The sequence below is a fragment of the Pedobacter sp. UBA5917 genome (assembly GCF_002432345.1).
Classification (GTDB): domain Bacteria; phylum Bacteroidota; class Bacteroidia; order Sphingobacteriales; family Sphingobacteriaceae; genus Pedobacter.
Genome location: NZ_DJDT01000059.1, coordinates 1 through 17232, shown reverse-complemented (window position 1 = coordinate 17232; position 17232 = coordinate 1). Strand labels below are relative to the sequence as shown.

Below are 17232 nucleotides of genomic sequence, written 5' to 3'. Positions count from 1 at the left end.
CGGTTTGTATCGGCCACAGGTAATCTCTTGGCGCAATAAAGGTCTGGTTATAGATTACCCTGTTCTGGTAGTAACCGATAGGGGTAACCTGGCTGATGGTCCAGCCTGAAATTGGCCCGTTCAATTCGGTTGCTGCGGTTTTCCATCTGCGGAGATCCCAGAAACGGCTTCCTTCAAAGGCAAGTTCAATACCTCTTTCGCGACGGATAAGTTGTCTTACGTAATCTTTATCACCCAGTTTGGCCGCTCCGTTCTCTACATAATTATTCCACGAATCTTTAACGCCCTGTAATCCAGCCCTGGTTCTGATCATGTCGAGATATCTGTATATTTCAGGATCTGTTGGTCCGTTGGCCTCATTTACCGCTTCGGCATACATGAGGTAGATATCTGCAAGTCTGATTTCTGGCCAGTCGTAAGGTTTTACCGTATTGGCTGTACTGGAATTGGTAAGATTGGCTTCTACCAGCTTTTTGATAAAATATCCGGTTTCGTTATAATAACCTTCGGCACCCGAATTACCCGGCTGGGTATATTTGGCCTGCATGTAAAAAGTACCCTCATCTCCAACACCTGGGTTATTGGCAATCATGTACCAGGTACCGCCATCAAAACCAAGGTCGGCATAGAAACGCGGCTCCCGATCGAAGTTTACACGGGCGGTTTGATAACCTTCGCTAATGGCGAAACGTTCATCGCGGGTAGCAGTTCTCAACTCGTTCTTGACCGTAAAATTCAAGGTCTTGTCTTCGTTCATCGGCACCCCGTTTTTAGTGTAAAAAAGATCAGCGATCTTCATTGGGGCAGCCAGCTGGCCGTTTGAGTTGTTGGGGGTAAAGGTAGAGGCCAAACAACCCATGGCTACACGTTGTAATTGCCCCGCATAACTGTTAGAAAGGCCCCAGATGCGTTCGGTATTCCAACGCTCAGAGATCAGGTTTCTCAGTGTCATCTGCTGATTGGTAAAAGGCGATAACACGGTGTTTGGCACTGCATTATATAATTTTATCCCGGCCTGTTCTGATATATCAATCGCTGCTTTAGCTGCCTGCATGGCCCTTGTCCATTTGTTTTGGTCGAAGGCGGTTTTTACCAAAGGTGTTCCGTCTTTATTTACCAAACGGGCATAATCGCTGTTACCGTTAAACAAAGGGCTTGCGGCCAACAATAACAGTTTGGCTTTAATGGCCAAAGCAATGGGCTGTGTAATCCTGCCCAGTTCGTTGGTTCTGTCGCTGATTACAACTGGTAAAGAAGTATACGATTTATCGATCAGGTCTACTGTGTAATTCACACAGTCATCAAAAGGCGAGCGGCTCACCATCATTTCTGAGGTTGGCGCATCGATATCGATGTTTTTATCTACAATAGGTACCGGTCCGTACATCCTTAAAAGCTCATAGTTGTAAAATGCTTTTAAAATGTTTACTTCGGCCAGCCAGCGTGCCCTTAAATCGGGTGTTAAATCGAATGCTTTTTCCTCATCTTTTATGTTTTCGAGAAAGATATTACATTGTCTGATGGCCTGGTACCTGCTGGTCCATACACCACTGATCGGGTTTGCCGAATTCTGGCGGCCCAAAGCAATATCCCAGTTCATTAATCCGCCCTGCGTATCGAAAGTTCCCCTGCGGCTGTTCGGGATCCAGAGTTCATCCCCGGCCAGGAAACCAGGGTTGCTCATTACATCGCCATTACGGGGCAGATAGGAATAACAGGTAAACAAGAACTTTTCGGCCTCATTTTTACTGGTAAAGGCATTATCGATGGTTGGTACGTTATCAGGAACAACATCCAGAAACTTTTTGCAGGAAGAAACAGCGAATAGCAGTAAAACCAGTACCGGCCATATCTTTTTTGTTTGCTTTATATTTTTCATTGTCTTCTTAATTATATCGAGGTTAAAGACCTATGTTAACACCCAGGTTGTACACGCGTTGTAAAGGGTAATCGAGACCATTTCCACGCACTTCGGGATCCCACAATTTGAATTTGCTCATTACGAAAAGGTTCCTCGCACTGGCATATATGCGCAGGTTGGCCAGTCCTAATCTTTTCCTGAACCCGGCTTTTGGTGTATAACCGAACTCTACCTGCTGCAGACGCAGAAACGCGCCGTTACGCAGCCACCAGCTCGAGTTTACATAGTTGTTTGGTGTTGGTGTGCTGCTTAAACGCGGGAAAAATGCATAAGAATTGCGGCTATCTTCCGACCAGTGATCATCGGCAACCGCCTGTAGAAGACCGGTTTGGTAACCGCCGATCTGTAAAAACGGTGCAATACCGCTTTGGCTCAGGTTATCCAGGTTGAAACCGCCGCTGTTTACGAAAAATGCAATGCGCGCATTTCCCTGCATCTGTGCACTGATATCGAACTCTTTATAAGAAGCCGAGAAACCGAAACCGTAAGTAATTTCGGGTGTGTTCGGTAGCCCCATAAACACCCTGTCGTCGGCATTGATTACGCCATCGCGGTTCACATCCCTGTATTTGATATCGCCGCCCCTTACCGGTGTATTACCGGCCAGAGCAACCTGACTTGGCGAATTGGCTACTTCAATATCATCGGTAAATAAGCGTTCGGCAATATAGCCCATCATTTCGGCCGAAGAGTGCCCAACACGGTAAAGGTTGGCCAAACTTGCCGGATAGGTAGGCTCATCGTATTTCACGATTTTATTGGTTGCATAGGTAAAAGTTCCCCTGATCTGCACCCAGCCATTTTTGAACGACTTGCTGTAATCTGTCTGAAAATCGACCCCTTTACTATCCGAAATACCCACGTTTGCACTGGCCGGGGCCAATAAACCCATAGTTGTTGGAATACCGCTTCTTACCTGAAGAATATTTGAAGTTCTTTTTTTGTAGGCATCGATGGTAATGTTTACCGCGTTGAATAATGATAAATCCATACCGAGGTTAAGCTGTTTCGATTCTTCCCAGGTAATGGCAGCATTGGCGTATCTTGAAATGGAAATCCCGTTTCTGCTGTAAGCGATAGAAGGATCTTCACCAAAAGAAGCACCTGGGCCATTGTTAAGGTCAACGTTCGACAGGTAAAAGAACCTATCCTCATCACGTCCAATCTGATCGTTTCCGTTTAAACCATAAGATGCCCTGAATTTTAACAGGCTTACCACATTGGTTAAAGGTTTAAAAAACTTTTCGTTGGTTAATACATAACCCACACCTACAGAAGGGAAAAAACCAAAGCGGTTTTTCTTATCGAACCTCTCTGTTCCGTTATAACCAAAGTTGAATTCGGTGAGGTACCTGTCATCATAACCATAAGTAAACCTTCCCGATACACCAACGTTGCGCTTTGGCAACGAGTTTTGCAGACTTCCCGAGTTACCAGAAAGTGAATTACGCAGAATCCCTACCAACATACCGCTAACCGTATTCTTTTTAAAGGTTTGGTTATAGTTAATGGCCGTTTCGGTATACAGTACCGATTTGATATCCTTGGCACCCTCAGCATAGTTCAGATAATCGCTGCCCACTACACCAATACTCTGCGGACCACCGCCGTTAATTTCGGTTAGTGTAATGTTGTTTCCATCGATCGAGTTGGCGCTGTAATAAAACGGATTGTAGGCACGCGAAACGTTATAACCACTGGTGCGCTGTACATAACCCATAAAACGGGCTTTTAAACCAGGGATAATGCCTTTCATATCCTGGTTAACCTCTATTTGGGGCTGCAGGTTAGAGGTGTTCGACTGGCGGTAACCCCTTACCAGATCGGCATAAGGATTAACGTATAAATTTCCTCCTATAATAGATCCTGGCACCGATTGTACCACGGCATTTCCGAACAGTACATGTTTTATCCTCGGCGCATAATCGGCCGGAAAGCGCATCGGAAAGTTTACGGGATTGGCGAACATGGCACGCTGGAAAACATCTTTTCCGGTTCCCAGAGGACCGTTGTAATCATCAAACTGTCCGTAAACCCTGATGTCAGCCCTTGTTGTTTTGGTTAAATTGAGCGTAACATTCGATCGGATAGAATAATTGATGAGTTTAACATTGCTGTTAAAATTATTCAGTTTATCTACTTTGTAAATCCCGTTATCTACGTTGTAGGTTCCGGCAACGTAATAATTAGCCTTATCGGCACCACCGGTAACACTCATGTTAAAACGCTGGTTAAAGGTATAATCTTTAATTACCTGTTTAATCCAGTCGTTATCGGGATATAAATAAGGATTTGCAGTTCCCGATGCCGTACGGTCTATTTTTGTTTGCGAATAGGGCAGTGGATTTAAAGGATTTCGGGTTAAAGCAGCCTCATTGGCCAAATTCATGTAGGTAATGTTATCGGTATACTTCAGGTTTCCGGTATTGCCTGATATGGTATTATCTGAACGAAAGGTGAATTTGGTTTTTCCTGGCTCACCTTCTTTTGTTTTAACCAAAATTACACCATTTGCACCACGGGCCCCATAAACGGCGGCAGCTGTGGCATCTTTTAAAACCGAAAAACTGGCAATATCATCGGCCTGTAAACGGGCAAGATCGGTTTGCGAGGATTCGACCCCATCGATCAGGATGAGGGGATCTACTTTTCCTGCTCCAAAAGATCCTAATCCCCTAACAAAAAAGGAAGCATTGTCTGCCCCCGGTTCTCCACCGCTCTGATAACCGATTACCCCGGCAAGCCTTCCTGCCAACATTTGGGTAAGGTTACTGGTGGGGCCTTTCAGTGCCTTCGGGTTGATGGTGGTAACTGCACTTACCATGCTTATTTTCTTTTGCGTACCAAAACCCACTACGGTAACTTCGGTAAGCGAATTCTCGTCGGGCACCAGCGTGGCATTGATTATATAAGCTCCGTTAGCGCCGGGTTTAAATTTTTTGAGCTCGAATCTTTGGGTAACATAACCGGTTGAAGAAATCAGGAGGGTTCCAGTTCCTGACATTTCAATCCTATAATTTCCGTCGCCATCTGTAGTGGTACCCATTTTTGTGCCCACAACGGTGATATTTACACCTGGCAGGCCGCCCACGCTATCTTTCACGGTACCCCGTACTTTAACAAGGTCTTGTGCCTGTGCGTGCAGGGCAGTTATAATCAGTAAAAAAAATATGAAGGAGATACGTACTGTGCTTAACAGTAGCTTTTTATGAGCGCTGGTCATCGTTTTTTAAATAATTTTGTGAACGACCCAGACTGTAAATTATAGGATAATTTAAACTTCATAATCATTTAGAATTGTTTTAATGAGTAATTATTCGTTAAATTTTTTGGCAATAGTTTCCACCTGGCGGATTGATCAATCTACCTCAAATGAAAAAATGAATTTCGGGCCTGCCGTTAGTTAAGGATAGGTTTAAGTTTTCTCATGTAATTTGTTTTTTGGTTAGGGAATTGGTTAACTGATGTTTTCCGTTAGGTAGACCGAAGATTTTTGTTTCCATCATCAATTTGATGCAATGGATAGATAGCAGTTTTTACATGCGTAATGGTAATAACCATTCGCAGGAAGGCTTTGTCATCATTAATTATCTGGTTAGTGTTTGATTTGGTAATTGTAAAGCTATTCTAATGGAATGATAATCTCAAGTGCTTTGGCCGCTGTGCTAAAGCGCGGCACATTAAAGATTTTTGGATTAATACGCTTAATAAACATCGATAAATGAGCTTATTCGCCGATTTGGCAGTGGTAAAGATCATTTGCGTTTTTTGTAGCGATACGCTAAGAAAGCATTAAAAAACGGTTGTTGTAGAGGTGAAAAAGGGTGGACTGTTTAGTAGAACCTTTAACTGTATACCGAAAATGAAGCCAACGATGTCTTCATCCATTGGCGCAAAATGATATGGATATACCAAATTGGGATCAATCATATCCTCAATAAAATAACTTTTTCAAACGTTTGAAATCCCTTCCAGGCCAAATAATAGGTTTATTTATAGGTTTTTGGAATCAGCTATTATGCAAAAAATGAGTAGTATAACATTAACTAACCAAAAAACCTGATGTTCCAAAAGCATAACACGCTGTTAAATCAGACAAAAAATAACAAGCTTTACCGTTTTTCCTTACGGATACCTGTTCTTATTGTGATAACGATATTGCTATTCTACAGCATAACTTCTGCCGAAACACCTGTAAAAACCAATGTTCCATTAGCTGCCCGGTTCCTCGGATGGATGCAACCCGCAGTGGTAATTTCTAACGACGCCTTATTGTATTATGGTTTAGGTTTATCTTTTATTGTAGGAATGCTGATCCTCTCCCTGGTTACTACACGTAACGCAAAAAAGCAGGGAAAATTAAAAGATCTGGAGCAGGAACGCATGATAACGCAGATGCAGGTAAACGAAAAGCAGAGCCAGATCCTTAACGAAGAACTTACCGTACTTTTAGATAACAGGACCATGGAACTGAAAAAAAGCATGGAGACCATCAAAAAATTAAACGATGAAATTTTAGCATTAAATGCCACGCTTAAAACAGACACAAAATGGCTTAACCTGGATGTGGAACTGGCAGGAAAAGCACCAGCGCTATCTAAATTTGCGGATTTTGAAGCATTCAGTAAAATATACCCCGATAAAGATGCCATCCTTAAATATATTGCCGGATTGAAATGGGATAAGGGCTATTCCTGTATCAGGTGTTGTAATGAAACATTTCTTGCGGGGCAAACCCCTTATGGCAGGCGCTGTACCAAATGTGGTTACGATGAATCCGCTACCGTTAACACCATATTCCATAATTCGAAAATACTGATCAATAAGGCACTTTATATGCTCATCCTGGTATATAACACAAAAGGGGCTATTTCTTCCTATAAACTTGCCGAGCTACTCGATATCCGGCAGAGTACCTGTTGGGTATACAGTTCGAAGTTTAAAAAGAAGTTACTGCAAAGTAAAGATGGGCTTAACAAAACCGACGGGGAAGGATGGAGCCAGATGGTACTGGATGAGCCTGTTTAGATCGGGAGTATTGGGTTGTTATCCTGGAAACACTTTCTTAATCGTCAAAAAAATATGCTATGCAATGTCCTGATTCTGATGAAATTATCGGATATGGTCGTATTCTTCATCTATTTGAGCTTATCATCCATTTTTATTTGATAGGGTTATTGGCAATTTAGGATATAGTCTTTGAATATAATTTTAAGGGCTCTAACCAAAATAATCTATTCATTTTCTGTAAAACGCCTTACAGTAATGAGATCCAAACCCAGTAAGCAACATCCTAATTAATAACCATTCACTTAAAAAAACTAAACCATGTTAAAAAAAACACTTTTATGTGCAGTATTGCTTCTCAGCATTTTTACCATTGCCCATGCCGGAACAGGTATTTTAAAACCTAAAACCAATACTAATTTTGCCTGTTTCTTTACCCAAACAAATTTTGCGATCGAATTAACCTATGGCACAAACTCTTTTAGCACAACCGAGCTCGATTTCGCAGCACGTTATGTAAGTAATCCTTACACGCAAGCTCAGTGGACAGCAGGTATTGTGGTAGGCCATGTAGATTGCCATTCGTCTGCTTATCTTTATGGAAGAAAAACACAGTATGATGGCCGTGTAATGGAAGCTGGGATAACCACTACCGGAGATATCATTATCAAATGGATTTCTGGCCCCTTAATGCCGCTTTCTGCAAACCCGAGGTATTATTTTATGGAAATGCCGCATTTGGCCATTTCTTCAACGGGAGGATAGGTTTAGCATCAGAAGCCGCCTGTACCGATGTTGCGTAAATAATCGGGCGTATGCTGAAAAACCACTTTTGGGCCTAGCCCAAAAGTGGTTTGTTTTTATAAAATATATAATTTTACACCGCTTTCTTATTCGGCATAACCATCATATACCTGCACACCGCCCAACCAGGTTTCCAATACCTGTATGTTGCGCATATTCATAAATTGTTCTGATGCAGTAGTTAAGGAAAGCGGATCCTGTTTTAGGATTACAAAATCTGCAAAGTAATCTACATCCAATGAGCCTACCCAGTTATCGGCATAACACTGCCATGCGGCATCGTAAGTTACAGCAACCAGGGCCTGCTCGGGTGTAAGACATTCTGACTTATTTAATACTTCAAGCTTTTTTGGATCTTCTTCCATAATCCGGGTGATAGATTGCTCCATCATCCTTAAAGGGCCCAGCGGACTTACCTCATTGTCGCTATGAAGGGTGATCCTCATGCCCGCGGCAAGGGCAGAACCGCACAGATCGAGCATATTTACCTTTTTACCAAATATTACCTCGCTAAAGGCATGGCCCCAATAACCCGTGTGGCCGATAAGGAAACTTGGCGAAACACCCATTTGCAGCATATCCGAAATCTGGGCAGGAGTGAGGAGCGAGCAATGTTCGATGCGGTTGCGCATCTCCGCACCTCTGTATTGGGCAAGTGCACTTTGATAAGCTGTTACGGCAAATGTTACTGCCTGGTCGCCATTGGCGTGGATCATTAAAGGCCAGTCTTTATTTACAACCGCTTTAATTAAAGTGTTATAGTTTGGCGGCATTGTGTTGGGCGGTACACCGGTTTGGGGATAATTGAAAATCCCTCTGTTTTCGGGTGGATCGCATTGGTAATAATCGCTCTGGTACCCTGTTAATCCCTGGTTCGAGCCATCCGAAACGACTTTAACATGTCCATAATATACCGGTTTATAATCAGTATGCTGCTTATATCTGGGTAGTTTGTCCACATCCGCCTGATCGGCACAAAGACGGGCACCTCCAATCCGCACCAATTCGGGATTGATATCTGTGTAGAGCTTTAACAGGGTTTCAAAACCGGTATTCAGGCCTGCATCGTACATAAAAGTGGCACCCCTCGAATTTGCCAATTGAAAAAGTTCGGTCAGGTATTGATCGATATCAACAGCCATTTCAACAATTTGTGGCGCTACCACTTTCATTGCAGGTGTCATCTCCGGGCTTTGTTCAAGCGTGCCTTTGGTTTTATTGATATAATGATCAAGGGTAATATACTTATCGCGCACATCCTTGTTTTTGTCAAACACAAGTTTCAAGGCCTTGGTGTTTAAATAAAGCGTATGCATAGAAGCACTTAACAGCATCATCGGAAGATCTGAATTAATATTATCGAGTATCGTATTATCGATTGATTGCAATTCTTTTTTAAGATGATCGTGCGTAAAAGGCATCAAAGAGGGATCTAACCCTCTCCCTAAAATTACGTAATTGGGATTTTCAGGCAGGCTGCCGTTTATTATTTCACCTACAGAGGTAAGATTATATGGCGAGCGTAAATACTGCCCCTCAAAAGGGCTCACATCTATCCATTCCGTCATCATCGCTGTTGGAACAATATGGACGTGCGGTTCAATCAGTCCGGGCAGTAGCGTATGTTTATCTGGTAGTTCCCGGCTTTCGAATCCAGGAAAATATTCAGTCATAAATGCTGATACCTGTTTTTTTTTGCCGGTTTGCACTACCTTACCATTGGCTATTCCGATGGCTTCTACGGTATCTGTTAATCCACCGATCATTGGCCGGATAATGCCACCACTGATCATCAAAGTTTGTGGCGGTTCTTTTTTGGTTTTTCCCAATCCGAACTTCAGTTTCGCCACATTCTCGGGGCTAAAAAGTTCTTCTTTCAGGATTTCTAGAACAGGGTTGTTGCAGGAGCACTGCGCGCAGCCATGGCTGTGTTGGTGGTTTTTTTCCATAGGAGGGTTAATAAGGAATTAATTTAATTAGATTGTTTTGTATGCTCCAAAATACAATGTTTTTGTTTAAATGATACTTCTACACCTGCCCCGAATAGGTAGTGTTAGCGATTTCTATCAGGATGTAAAAAGCTGTAATCATGGGTATTAGCACATAAAAGCTGTTTTGTGCCCATTCAATGGCGTTCATCGAAGTAGTTTTAATAATTAATCTTTTTATTCATTGTACTACAAAATGAATTTAGAAATACAGAAAGCCTATTCCTTAAGGAGGTTTATGTAGATTGTAAAGGAATATGTAAAACGCTAATTGTGCTTTATGGAGTAATTGGTGTCATTCATCGTCTATTTACCCTTACTCAACTATATTCTATTCCTATTTTATACGATGTAACATATCTTAGAGGCAACAATCGGGAAACATAAGGTATTTAGAAAAATTATATTCTTAGTATAGTCAAAAGCCGACACTGGTGTTACCGTAGTTAAGTTGTTATTTAAACTTTAATTTTATCACATGATGGGAAAGTTAGACGAAACAATTGATTTCATTATCTATGTCCGTAAAGAATACAAAATGGAATTAGAAATCGCTAGTGGGCTCGTTAAATATTACGCCAAACCTATTGCAAAGCAAAAAATTATAGATTATTTGGAAGAAAGGAAAGTGGCATACTATACAAAAAAATATGCCACATTAAATGATATCCCTGGTGGTCATAACTCTTTTCATATTGATGATTATGATAACCATCAGCATTATTCACATCCTTAGTATTTATCAGTTATGGCAAAAAAGGTATGTCCAAATTGCAAATTAATAAGAGAATGCACATTGATAAGCGAAGGATTTCATTTAAATGTCTACAAATGCACCACTTGTGCACTTGAATTTGAGCATGATGGCACTGGAAAAAAGATTCTATCCGTTTTAGGTCCAGTTTGTGGTGGGATATTAACGTTTATAGGCCTTGAAACCTGGATGGGCAAACATCATAACAAAAAGTAGTGTTGATTAACTTACATATCCCAATATGCACAATTTGAGGATGTCGCCGAGAATTTGATGTTTCTGGGAAAATTGAGTAAAATATACGGCTTATTTCTGATCCCAATTTTTGTAGAACAAAAAAAAGCGAACATTTGCATGTACGCTTCAATTTCTATGATCCCGATGGGATCACTTTTTATATGTAGAAACGCACAAAATAGCGTTAAATCGAAGGTTTTTAGTATCGGGGTCCCGAAATGGCCCCATATGTTTTGACCTGATTTATTTAAAAAAAACTCTTTGCCTAATTGTAGAGATAATGCTTTACAAGATAAAATCAAATTCGGTTGCAACTGTACAATTGACCCTGTCATCATGTTATAAATAGTTCAACTAGGTAAGGTGGCAAAACGTGGGTCGTCCGCTACATAATCACTTCCAGATTGATCAGATGATTGTGCTGCATGCTTTAAAATGACTCTACGCAATCGTTCTTGGTGTTCGTCACCCCAAAGGCCGATCGAACCGATCAAAGGGATCAGGGTTCTGCCGAAATCGGTTAGTGTGTACTCCACTTTGGGTGGCATAACCGGATAAATCTTTTTAGTGATCAGCTCATGGTCTTCAAGTTCCTTCAACTGGACATTCAGCACCCGCCTCGTAACATCAGGAATCTTCCGCTGAAGTTCACTAGGCCTTAAGTTGCCCTGGTAGATAAACCAAAGAATACGGATCTTCCATTTGCCGTACAGCACTTCACCCACGAGGTCAAGCCCGCAATTAAGATAGGGGACAGTCTTTTTTACGTACATAAATACAAATATACGATAGGGCCGGCAAGTAGGCAATACGGATAAATTTATCCCTATCTGATTCGTAAGTCCGTAATTGTTTGATGTTTGTGTACTATCTAGTTTTGCACAAAAGAATTAATATTTATGGAACAGCAGTTTAATTACAGTAACGAATTGACCGGTAAGATTGCCCTGGTAACAGGTGGCACAAAGGGCGCCGGAAAAGCAATCGCCGAATGTTTAAAGGCGGCAGGCGCAACCGTTGTTATTACAGCAAGGAACGAGCCTAACGAAACAGATCCCGACCTGCATTTTATTCCGGCTGATCTAAGTAAGCGCGAAGGAGCCGCGCATGTAGCCATGGAAACACTTAACCGCTACGGCCGTCTCGATATCCTGATTAATAACCTTGGCAGTTCTGAAACGCCCGGTGGCGGTTTTGCCGCACTAAATGATGAAGACTGGGAAACCACGATCAGCACGAACCTGTTTGCTCCGGTGAGGTTAGATCGGGCTTTTCTGCCCCAAATGCTTGAGAACGGTAGCGGAGTGGTCATCCACATCGGCTCTATCCAGGGACGCCTACCGTTATACGACGCAACCCTTCCATACGCGGCGGCTAAGGCCGGCCTGATCAATTACAGCAAAGGACTATCGAAAGAAGTCACATCTAAAGGGGTACGGGTACTCACCGTTTCTCCAGGCTGGATCAAGACCGAAAATGTCAAATATTTCCTGGAGCGGATCGCTAAAAGTTCAAATTCATCCATTGAGGAGGCTCAGGAAAGTGTTATAGCTGCGCTGGGCGGAATCCCCGCCGGAAGACCCGCGGAGCCTGAAGAGGTTGCTGAACTGGTAGGCTTCCTTGTTTCACCGCGGGCCAAATACCTGAGCGGTACGGAATTCGTTATTGACGGAGGAACAATACCAACCATTTAAAAACCTAATCATAACAATTATGGAATTACCAGAAGTAGTAGCGCGTTTTATCGAAACGCAGAATAACCTTGACAGCAAAAGCTATGTGGAGTGTTTTACTGACGCTGCGATCGTTCATGACGAAGGCAAGATGCATAATGGGAAAGAAGAAATCCGTCAATGGATTGAACATGCGAATAGCGAGTACCAATCTTCAATGAAACCGCTTAACTATGAGGAATCCGGAGCAAACGGGGTGCTCACCTCAGAGGTATCCGGTACATTTCCGGGAAGCCCGATAGTACTACAGTTCCATTTGGGACTGAAAGACGATCTCATTGATTCCTTAAAAGTGACAGGATAAAATCGCAGAAAGCAGTACAACGGCAAATCTACATTTAAAAGCCCCGGTTGGATAACTATTTCCGGCCAGGGCTTTTGATTATGACAAGATATCGTATCAGCAGATTAACTGGAATACCTAATCTTTTTCACTGGTTTAGAAAAGTTTTCTTAAAACTCATTCTACACAACTCCTAATCAAATTCAGAACCCCAAAAATATAAAATAGGATTGGGGCTCCATTTACTTTCGATTTAATTTGGTTTGCTTTTTTGGTATTGATCCCAATAGCGGACTAAAAACCAGTTAAACCAAAAAAGACGCAATTTCTTGCGTCTTTCTGTGATCCCGCTGGGATTCGAACCCAGGACCACTACATTAAAAGTGTAATGCTCTACCAGCTGAGCTACGGAATCATTCCTTTTGTTTAAGGAGGTGCAAATATAGGGATTTATCTTTTCCTTGCAAACAATTTTTAAAAATGTTTTTAATCTTTTTTACTTCGGGTAAAACCAGCAATTGTAACCCGCTGATCTTAAATTTAGTAGAGGTTAGGGTGCGGCGTTTCGCGGTAAGCATTCAGCCATCAACCATAAGCCATCAACCTTACGCTATCCAACTATAAACCAATTAACAGCCTATTTACCAGCTTTAGGTATAAAATTTAAGAAAGATTGAAACTGCGCTTTATGTTTGTTCCTGTCCAGTTTAAAATAAAATGCACCCCTTCTCGAACTCGATTTATCCTTATCCGCTTGTTTGATCAGTAAACCGCTGGCCGTGATTTTGCGGATAAAATTGCGGTTATCAATTGGCGAATCGTAAACCTGCTCGTATAACGACTGTAATTGCGGTATGGTAAAGCGTTTTGGCAGCAGTTCGAACAAAATAGGGTGCAGGGCAGCCTGGTAACGGATTTTATCCATTGCAGCTTTAACCATGATATTGTGGTCAAAAATCAGTTCAGGCACCTCTTTAAGCTTGTACCATTCGGCATGGTACTGATCGTTGATCTGTTTGCTATATTTATTGATATCGATCAGTGCGAAATAAACAACCGAAACCGTGCGTTCGATCGGGTCACGGTCTGGACGGCCATAAGCATGTAACTGCTCCAGGTATACATCGTGTAAGCCGGTTAACTCCAGCAAAATCCTTTTAGCAGCTTCATCCAGGTCTTCCTGCTCCCCGATAAAACCTCCCATTAAACTCCAGGTATCCTGAACCGGCTCAATAGCCCTTTTAATCACCAATAGTTTTAGGTGCTCACCGTCATAACCAAAAATGATGCAATCTACTGCAACAAGAACAGGTTTTTGATTTAAATATTTTCCCATTTTAAAATAGCGTATTTAGTTTGGCATCGTTATAATCTTCAATATAAGTTAAGATATTCGGATAACCTTCAAATTCTTCAATAGTATGTGTGGTGGTAAGTACAATGCATGGCATACCTGCATTCAGTGCCGATTCTACACCTTTGGGCGCGTCTTCAAAAACCAGGCAGTGTGCCGGTGCAATATTCAGCGTAGCTGCCGCCTTTAAAAAGGTTTCGGGATCAGGTTTACTCTTTTCTACATCATCGGCACTAACTATGGCATCTAAATAATGGCGTATTTGCAGGCCATCAATCACGAAATCAATATTAAAGGGAATTGCTGCAGAGCCGATTGCCATCGGAATACCTGCATGTTTTGCACGATTTAAGAACTGATCCAATCCACTTATCAAAGCCAGATGAGGCATATATCCCTGCTGATAACGTTTTTCTTTATCTATCGAAAGTTGTTCAACCTCTGCTGCCGTAAACCTGTTTTTTCCAAAAACACGGTCCAGCACTTCATGGTTTTTACCGTACATTTCCCTTTTTACGCTTTCATAATCAAGTTTAGCGCCCAAATCCTCCGTCATAATAATGTACCAGGCCAAAGTATGGTATTCCATATCATTGATCATGGTGCCGTTTAAGTCAAAAAGAAAAGCCTTGGGCCTGAAATTCAAATCGTACATAGAAACGCTAAATTATGTGATTTTTTTTTACTGTTGATCATCATCCTTAATATTCGCTTAACAATAATTATAATCGTTACAATAACGTTAATTATTTTTGCTATTTTAGCCTTAACCAAAAATAAATTTAACCAGGGGGCAACATGTGTTTTTCTTAAGCAAAAGAACATCTCTGTGCTTCAAATTTTAATCAGATGAAAAAAATATTTCTTAAGCCTTTATCCATCGCTGTATGCTGTTTAGCCATTGCCTTTACATCCTGCAACCCAAAATCAGGTCATGATTCAAGCACAGTGCAAACCGATTCGTTAAAATATTCGGCTACCATTGACGGCAAAGAGGTAAAACTTTATACTTTAAAAAATAAACAGGGGGCCTCGGTTTCCATCACCAATTATGGCGGAAGGATTGTTTCGCTTCTGGTGCCCGATAAAAACAACAAATTAACCGATGTGGTATTGGGTTACGACAGCATTGGTGCTTACCGTAAAAAGGGAGAGCCGTTTTTTGGTGCACTGATCGGCAGATACGGAAACCGAATCGGTAAGGGTAAGTTTAAGCTGGATGGAAAAGAGTATACATTACAGCTTAATGATGGCATAAATACCCTGCACGGTGGCAATGATGGCTTCTTCGCCAAAGTTTGGGAAGCTAAACAATTAGATGGTCAAAAACTCGAATTAAGCTATATTTCGAAAGATGGAGAAGCCGGTTATCCCGGAAAACTGGACGTGAAAGTAACTTATACCTTAACAAACGATAATGCCCTGCAGATCGATTATCTGGCCAGTACAGATAAAACCACGATTGTTAACCTAACCAATCATGCTTATTTTAACCTCAATGGCGAAGGAAATAAAACAATCCTGGACCACGAACTCACCATCGATGCCAATGCTTATACACCGGTTGATTCTACACTGATCCCAACCGGAAAATTACAACAGGTAGCGGGAACGGCCTTCGATTTTAATAAAGCCAAAACGATCGGAAAATCGATTGAAGAAAATGATCAGCAGTTAAAATTTGGAAAAGGTTACGACCATAACTTTGCATTAAACCATCACGATGGCAAAACGCCGGTAGCGGTTGTTAAGAGTACAATTACTGGTATTTCATTAGAAGTTTACACCACCGAACCGGGATTACAGTTTTACAGTGGAAACTTTTTAACGGGTACAGATAAAGATGGAAAAGGAGGGAAATCGTATCCGCACCGTTCTGCTTTTTGTTTAGAAACCCAGCATTTCCCTGATGCGCCCAACCATGCAAATTTTGCTTCAACGGTACTTAAACCGGGCGAAACATATAAAACGAGTACTACTTATAAGTTTTTAAAATAGTAAACTGAAAAAGATTATTGATAAAATTTCAAATAAAAAAGAGGCTGTATCATAAGCTTGGTTTCCCTCGGATCTTGTCACGTTGAGCTTGTCGAAACGCCTTACACGGTGTTATGGCAGGTCCTTCGACAAGCTCAGGATGACAATTATTTATTTATGATACAGCTTCTTTTTTGTTTTATCTGTAAATCGCTGTTTAATAGCTCAATAAACGATCGGGAAACTGTGTAGTTTTCTCAATGGTTAATTGCTGCATGATCTGGTATAAATGGGTTTTGAACATATTGATGGTATGATCTCCTCCTTCATTACCTAAAGCACCAACGCCATACATAAAAGGTCGGCCCATAAAGTTGAATTCGGATCCTACGGCATGTGCTCTTGCTAAATCAACGCCAGAGCGGATACCGCCGTCCAACATGATCTTCAATTTTGATTTGTATAGCGGATTGTTCGCCAATCTGATCAGTGAATTGATTGAAGATTCTCCTGCGTCAATTTGCCGGCCACCGTGATTGGAAACAATAACACCGTCAGCACCGATCTGGATAGCAGCCTGCATATCTTCATCCGTTGCGATTCCCTTCAGTACCAAAGGTCCTTTCCAGAGATCACGGATGGCAGAAACCTTTTCAATATCAACTTTGCCGGTAAATGTTTTGTTCATGAATTGCCCCAGCTGAGACATGTCCATGCCTTTTTCCATATAAGGCTTTAAAGTCGCAAATGATGGAATTCCGTGCTGTAGGGTTTTTATTCCCCATAACGGACGGGCAAAGGCCTGTAAAATGTTATTGATTGACATTTTTGGTGGAATAGATAAGCCGCTCTTAATTTCTTTATATCGTAAACCAAATGCAGGTACATCTACCAGAACAACTAAAACCGGACATTCAACAGCTTTTAAGCGGTTTAAGATATCATCTCTCAGGCTATTCTCTGTAGGATGGTATAATTGAAACCATGCTTTTCCTTCAGATACTTCGGCAATTCGTTCGATACTACTGGTGGACACGGTACTTAATGTATAAGGAATATCGGCTTTAGCGGCAGCCTTAGCCAAAATTTCGGGTGCGTTAGGCCACATCAAACCCTGTAAACCAATAGGCGATATACCAAATGGGGCACTGTAACGGCGGCCGAATAATTCAAC

At 41.7% G+C, this 17232-nt stretch carries 13 protein-coding genes and 1 tRNA gene; 6 read left to right on the top strand and 8 right to left on the bottom strand.

The genetic code is table 11. The annotated features are described in order from the left end of the window. Together B2V92_RS03905 and B2V92_RS03900 are read right to left on the bottom strand one after the other, a co-directional pair. A partial coding sequence (locus B2V92_RS03905) for a RagB/SusD family nutrient uptake outer membrane protein (protein ID WP_293304933.1) occupies positions 1 to 1879 on the bottom strand: 1879 nt, incomplete at its 3' end. A 22-nt stretch (positions 1880 to 1901) separates the two neighbouring features. Continuing rightward, positions 1902 to 5144, bottom strand: coding sequence for a SusC/RagA family TonB-linked outer membrane protein (locus B2V92_RS03900; RefSeq protein ID WP_293304932.1), 3243 nt, complete (start codon positions 5142 to 5144; stop codon positions 1902 to 1904). A 923-nt stretch (positions 5145 to 6067) separates the two neighbouring features. Here B2V92_RS03900 and B2V92_RS03895 point away from each other — a divergent pair. Then, positions 6068 to 6949 (top strand): hypothetical protein, encoded by an 882-nt coding sequence (locus B2V92_RS03895; protein WP_293304931.1) that lies wholly within the window; start codon positions 6068 to 6070, stop codon positions 6947 to 6949. Positions 6950 to 7249: 300 nt separating this feature from the next. Beyond that, positions 7250 to 7693: a hypothetical protein gene (locus B2V92_RS03890; protein WP_293304930.1), complete on the top strand. Its 444-nt coding sequence runs from the start codon at positions 7250 to 7252 to the stop codon at positions 7691 to 7693. A gap of 125 nt (positions 7694 to 7818) precedes the next feature. Here the strand turns inward: B2V92_RS03890 and B2V92_RS03885 are convergent, their stop codons facing one another. Continuing rightward, on the bottom strand, positions 7819 to 9681 hold the full coding sequence (locus B2V92_RS03885; protein ID WP_293304929.1) for an amidohydrolase: 1863 nt from the start codon (positions 9679 to 9681) through the stop codon (positions 7819 to 7821). Between the two features lie 517 nt (positions 9682 to 10198). Here B2V92_RS03885 and B2V92_RS03880 point away from each other — a divergent pair. Then, a complete protein-coding gene (locus B2V92_RS03880; protein WP_293304928.1) occupies positions 10199 to 10456 on the top strand; it encodes a hypothetical protein in 258 nt (85 codons plus the stop codon). 605 nt (positions 10457 to 11061) lie between these two features. Here B2V92_RS03880 and B2V92_RS03875 read toward each other — a convergent pair. Next, on the bottom strand, positions 11062 to 11484 hold the full coding sequence (locus tag B2V92_RS03875; RefSeq protein ID WP_293304927.1) for a winged helix-turn-helix transcriptional regulator: 423 nt from the start codon (positions 11482 to 11484) through the stop codon (positions 11062 to 11064). A gap of 126 nt (positions 11485 to 11610) precedes the next feature. Here B2V92_RS03875 and B2V92_RS03870 point away from each other — a divergent pair, with 126 nt between their 5' ends. Both B2V92_RS03870 and B2V92_RS03865 read left to right on the top strand, forming a co-directional pair. Continuing rightward, positions 11611 to 12405: an SDR family oxidoreductase gene (locus B2V92_RS03870; protein WP_293304926.1), complete on the top strand. Its 795-nt coding sequence runs from the start codon at positions 11611 to 11613 to the stop codon at positions 12403 to 12405. A 19-nt stretch (positions 12406 to 12424) separates the two neighbouring features. Further along, positions 12425 to 12748, top strand: coding sequence for a nuclear transport factor 2 family protein (locus B2V92_RS03865; protein WP_293304925.1), 324 nt, complete (start codon positions 12425 to 12427; stop codon positions 12746 to 12748). A 321-nt stretch (positions 12749 to 13069) separates the two neighbouring features. On the opposite strand, the gene B2V92_RS03860 is transcribed toward B2V92_RS03865, so the two are convergent. From B2V92_RS03860 to B2V92_RS03850, 3 genes are all read right to left on the bottom strand, one after another. After that, a tRNA-Lys gene (locus B2V92_RS03860) sits at positions 13070 to 13142 on the bottom strand. A gap of 222 nt (positions 13143 to 13364) precedes the next feature. Further along, positions 13365 to 14063 carry an NUDIX hydrolase gene (locus B2V92_RS03855; RefSeq protein ID WP_293304924.1) on the bottom strand — a complete coding sequence of 233 codons (699 nt, stop codon included), beginning with the start codon at positions 14061 to 14063 and terminating at the stop codon, positions 13365 to 13367. 1 nt (position 14064) lies between these two features. Then, positions 14065 to 14736 (bottom strand): HAD family hydrolase, encoded by a 672-nt coding sequence (locus tag B2V92_RS03850; RefSeq protein ID WP_293304923.1) that lies wholly within the window; start codon positions 14734 to 14736, stop codon positions 14065 to 14067. 194 nt (positions 14737 to 14930) lie between these two features. On the opposite strand from B2V92_RS03850, the gene B2V92_RS03845 reads away from it, so the two are divergent. Beyond that, positions 14931 to 16079, top strand: coding sequence for an aldose epimerase family protein (locus B2V92_RS03845; protein ID WP_293304922.1), 1149 nt, complete (start codon positions 14931 to 14933; stop codon positions 16077 to 16079). A 196-nt stretch (positions 16080 to 16275) separates the two neighbouring features. On the opposite strand, the gene B2V92_RS03840 is transcribed toward B2V92_RS03845, so the two are convergent. Further along, on the bottom strand, positions 16276 to 17232 hold a 957-nt coding region (locus B2V92_RS03840; RefSeq protein WP_293304921.1), incomplete at its 5' end, for an alpha-hydroxy acid oxidase.

What these genes read in the sequence shown, in the direction of transcription:
- B2V92_RS03880 (WP_293304928.1), top strand. Translation starts at nt 10,199, where the DNA reads ATGATGGGAAAGTTAGACGAAACAATTGATTTCATTATCTATGTCCGT.
- B2V92_RS03875 (WP_293304927.1), bottom strand. Translation starts at nt 11,484, where the DNA reads ATGTACGTAAAAAAGACTGTCCCCTATCTTAATTGCGGGCTTGACCTC.
- B2V92_RS03855 (WP_293304924.1), bottom strand. Translation starts at nt 14,063, where the DNA reads ATGGGAAAATATTTAAATCAAAAACCTGTTCTTGTTGCAGTAGATTGC.
- B2V92_RS03890 (WP_293304930.1), top strand. Translation starts at nt 7,250, where the DNA reads ATGTTAAAAAAAACACTTTTATGTGCAGTATTGCTTCTCAGCATTTTT.
- B2V92_RS03870 (WP_293304926.1), top strand. Translation starts at nt 11,611, where the DNA reads ATGGAACAGCAGTTTAATTACAGTAACGAATTGACCGGTAAGATTGCC.
- B2V92_RS03900 (WP_293304932.1), bottom strand. Translation starts at nt 5,144, where the DNA reads ATGACCAGCGCTCATAAAAAGCTACTGTTAAGCACAGTACGTATCTCC.
- B2V92_RS03865 (WP_293304925.1), top strand. Translation starts at nt 12,425, where the DNA reads ATGGAATTACCAGAAGTAGTAGCGCGTTTTATCGAAACGCAGAATAAC.
- B2V92_RS03885 (WP_293304929.1), bottom strand. Translation starts at nt 9,681, where the DNA reads ATGGAAAAAAACCACCAACACAGCCATGGCTGCGCGCAGTGCTCCTGC.
- B2V92_RS03850 (WP_293304923.1), bottom strand. Translation starts at nt 14,736, where the DNA reads ATGTACGATTTGAATTTCAGGCCCAAGGCTTTTCTTTTTGACTTAAAC.
- B2V92_RS03845 (WP_293304922.1), top strand. Translation starts at nt 14,931, where the DNA reads ATGAAAAAAATATTTCTTAAGCCTTTATCCATCGCTGTATGCTGTTTA.